We start from the raw sequence: 3,262 nt of genomic DNA, 5'->3' as shown, positions 1-3,262 counted from the left end.
ACCTGCTCCAGGCACTCCCCCTAATTTGAGGAGTCTCAAAATCGCTGCCAAACCCTAATCAGTAATTTTCCATTAGCTGCCTAGTATAGGATGTTTACAATTCCTTATATTCTTGTTCTGCTTTCAGTATGGTCTCTCCCAATGGATAATTATATGGCCAAGAATCGACAATAAGATATCCCATTTTTTGGCTTCGTGCATCTCGATGTGGAATCGTGTTACTTTCTACTTCCTGAAGCATAATTTCTAAGTTTTGCTTGAAGTCCAACAGAATTTGTTTTGAGATTCCATACCTATCCTTATCTGAATCCTTACGAATTTCAGGCTCAATTTCGTTGATGGCTTCGTTAATGTACTGTTTAACTCGATCTATTTTACTCATAGCAATGACAAATATACTGCCAATTTCAAAACATAATTTATTCTTTTTTATAGAACAATTTTATGTATCAAGTTTTGTTTCTGCATTCCGATCATCTAGCTTCGATGAAAGACCGGCTTGGGAGGCAGCATCGACCATAACTTGGTCAGGACTTTTGCTTTCCAAAACTACTCCCGACAAGGGCTTATAAAAGTCTGCTGCTGTACTAATGCTAGTGCGAACCAAACGCTGTAGTTCTTTAGCTGATATAGTTCCATCATCTCGACGGGGAATACTTAGGCGAAAGTAGATAAACCCATTTCTGTGATCGAGTCCAAAACCGGGTAGTGTCAAGGCATGATTAATTCGGGCGATCGCACTTTCAGCAGCAGAAATCTTGTCTTCAGGAACTTCAAAAGGTAGCGGATGAATACATTGCACTAATGAGCTTCTCGCATCCCATAAAATTAGCATCTCCCCTTCGAGTTCTCCAGATTGAGTGGGAAGTTCCACACTTTGCTGTTCTGGGTCCGCCTCCTAAGCGGGGAGTAAGAAAATCGTCAGCCAAACCCGAAGCACCACCGATGCCCGTATTGAGCGCCGTGTCGCCAATGGCCTGTTCGATGCTCATCTCACCGTTTTGCACAGCATTGAAATTGTGCCAAGCCGACATTCCACCTGCTCCTAGAGCTGCATAGGGTGCAGAACCGCCACGCCACCTCCTGTGTGAGACTAAATCATTGTCTGGATTCGGAACATATTTCTGTGTCTGACCACCCTGATAGCGAACGCCATTGACCTCTTGAGGAGCAGTGTTACCCTCAATCAAAGTTGAACCCGGTCTAATCTGCCAACGCTCCAAGTCTTTCATTTTGTTCCATTCTGGAGGCAGAGCAATGCTTTGTCGAGAAGCAGGAAGATTCTCAGCTAAATAACGACCTTTTGGTTTGGCACCTGAGTCATCAAAATAACGAGTACCAAATTCTAAAGGATCGGCTTGCCTAACCTTTATTGTTTCGATATCAAAAGATTCAAGAGTCTGTTTGCGGTATTTTCTGGGTACTCCTTGTTGTTTAAGGTATTCTGAAGCTTCACGAACTCCTTGGTAGGGATTTGCTACATTTGTTTGCCCAGAGGTATTGGTGTTGTTATGGAACAATCGAGACCAATCGAATGCAAAAAGCTCACTGAAATTCATCCCAGCAGCGCCAGATCTGCCAACCACTGGACTTGGCAAATGATCCTGATTACGATCTTCTTGATCTTCTTGTTCATCTGAGTCCGATTGGCGTTGAATAACCCCCTCCTGTGTTGAAATCTGGAGGTCATCTTTGTTTTCTGACTCTTCCTGACGCTGTAGTGCTTGTGCCTCTTTGTTTTCAGCCGTCTGTATACTTCTCATCAAGGGATTATTCGTTACCCAGTCATCGGCAACTGGAGTATAAGCTGGTGCTTGAGACTTATCTGTCTTACCTCGTTTGGTTTGAACCGTAAATGGCTGTGGTGCAAAGTGAGATTTTTTCTTGGTGGGTTTGGGAATCCAAGAGGAAGACTTTTGTACTCGTTCGTAAGTCATAATGCCGCCTCAGCTTGCCAGTTATTTGTGAGGTGCTTTATTATATCACGTTTTCCTGCTAGCCTTGTCATTGTCAAAGGTAAATCCCTTCTTAAAGCAAGGGCATCAATCTATTCGTTCGCGATGTCAAGGCAGAGAATTTATGAACCTTACAGCCACAGACGCTTGGTATAAAGCCAACTATCAATACCTGCTAACTGGAGTCACATCTGTTTATCAGGCATTAAATCGTTACATTGCCTACCAACAGAATCAGACCAGTGAGACTGTCTCAGAAGCCCCGACAGATTTCGTCTCAGGGGCGGCTGACATGAATCCTCCACCCGCCTTAGAACAACTGTGTACCACCTTTAACCTGTCGTCTTTTGAGCGTAATATTTTGCTTCTCGGAGTCGGTATGGCAATTCATCCCAATTTTCCGACTTTATGCGCCGACGCTCAGGGAAACTCGGAAATGTGCTTTCCCACATTCAGCTTAGCCTTACAAGTTTTCCCCGAAGCTCATTGGAGTGCTTTCACCCCCAAAGCCCCCTTACGGCGTTGGCAACTGCTACAAATTAGTAGAGGTCAAGTTATTTCTTTATGTCCTTTCCAGATTGATGAAAGCATCCTCCACTATTTATTGGGTGAACCCTATCAAGATCAACAACTATTGAGTCTGATTCAACCCCTGTCCATTGAGGTTAATAGTAATTTCCCTTTGTCACCTTCACATCAGCAAATTGCTGAACGTATCACCACTCTATGGAAGCGTAATCATGTAGGGCAAATCCAGGAACATAGAGATGCCGAGAGGGAAAAATTACCATCCTCTTCAATCCCTGTGATCCAGCTTTGTGGTTCACAACTAGAGGCTAAATGGGAAATTGCGGCGATGGCTGGTGCGATACGGGGACGACAAGTGCAAGTGATGTCCGCCCATCGCTTACCCACCCAAGCTGAAGACCTAGATCACTTCATACAACGCTGGAAACGGCAAGTCGCATTAACGGGTCATATACTCTTACTGGATTGCGATCGCATCAACACCACTGATCCAGTTTTCACCTCGACAATTGGGCAGCTTATTGAGAAAACCCATACCCCCTTAATCATTACCACCGTCGAACGCCTATCTTCCTTCCGTCGCTCCTTACTCAGTTTCGATGTCCCCCAACTGAGCCATCATGAACAAATCTGTCTGTGGCAATCTCACCTCGGCTCAATGGCGGCTGAACTCAATGGACAGGTGGAGAGTTTAGTGGTTCAGTTTAATCTCAGTGCTTCTGCGATTCAAGCTGCCTGTCTATCCATGGCAACAACTGAGTTAGACGATAACTCTAACC

The 3,262-nt window shown here is 44.6% G+C and carries 3 protein-coding genes and 1 pseudogene; 1 reads left to right on the top strand and 3 read right to left on the bottom strand.

Annotated features, from left to right (window positions below):
• Positions 1-94 precede the first annotated feature (94 nt).
• Genes ACLFWI_RS28665 through ACLFWI_RS28655 form a run of 3 tightly spaced genes read right to left on the bottom strand, consistent with a single transcriptional unit; the run spans position 95 to position 1,937 of the window.
• Complete coding sequence (locus ACLFWI_RS28665) at positions 95-382, bottom strand: hypothetical protein (protein ID WP_446415762.1); 288 nt, start codon at positions 380-382, stop codon at positions 95-97.
• Between the two features lie 60 nt (positions 383-442).
• Positions 443-802 (bottom strand): YbjN domain-containing protein, encoded by a 360-nt coding sequence (locus tag ACLFWI_RS28660; protein WP_446415761.1) that lies wholly within the window; start codon positions 800-802, stop codon positions 443-445.
• On the bottom strand, positions 774-1,937 hold the full coding sequence (locus tag ACLFWI_RS28655) for a hypothetical protein (protein ID WP_446415760.1): 1,164 nt from the start codon (positions 1,935-1,937) through the stop codon (positions 774-776). Before ACLFWI_RS28655 ends, ACLFWI_RS28660 begins: the two co-directional genes overlap by 29 nt.
• 142 nt (positions 1,938-2,079) lie before the next feature.
• Here ACLFWI_RS28655 and ACLFWI_RS28650 point away from each other — a divergent pair.
• Positions 2,080-3,262: pseudogene (locus tag ACLFWI_RS28650) on the top strand (ATP-binding protein); the annotation flags it as partial.

Origin of the sequence: Coleofasciculus sp. (assembly GCF_046539235.1) — a bacterium.
Taxonomy (GTDB): Bacteria; Cyanobacteriota; Cyanobacteriia; order Cyanobacteriales; family Coleofasciculaceae; genus Coleofasciculus.
The sequence above is the reverse complement of the archived record's forward strand: the minus strand, read 5'-3'. Positions and strand labels throughout refer to the sequence as shown.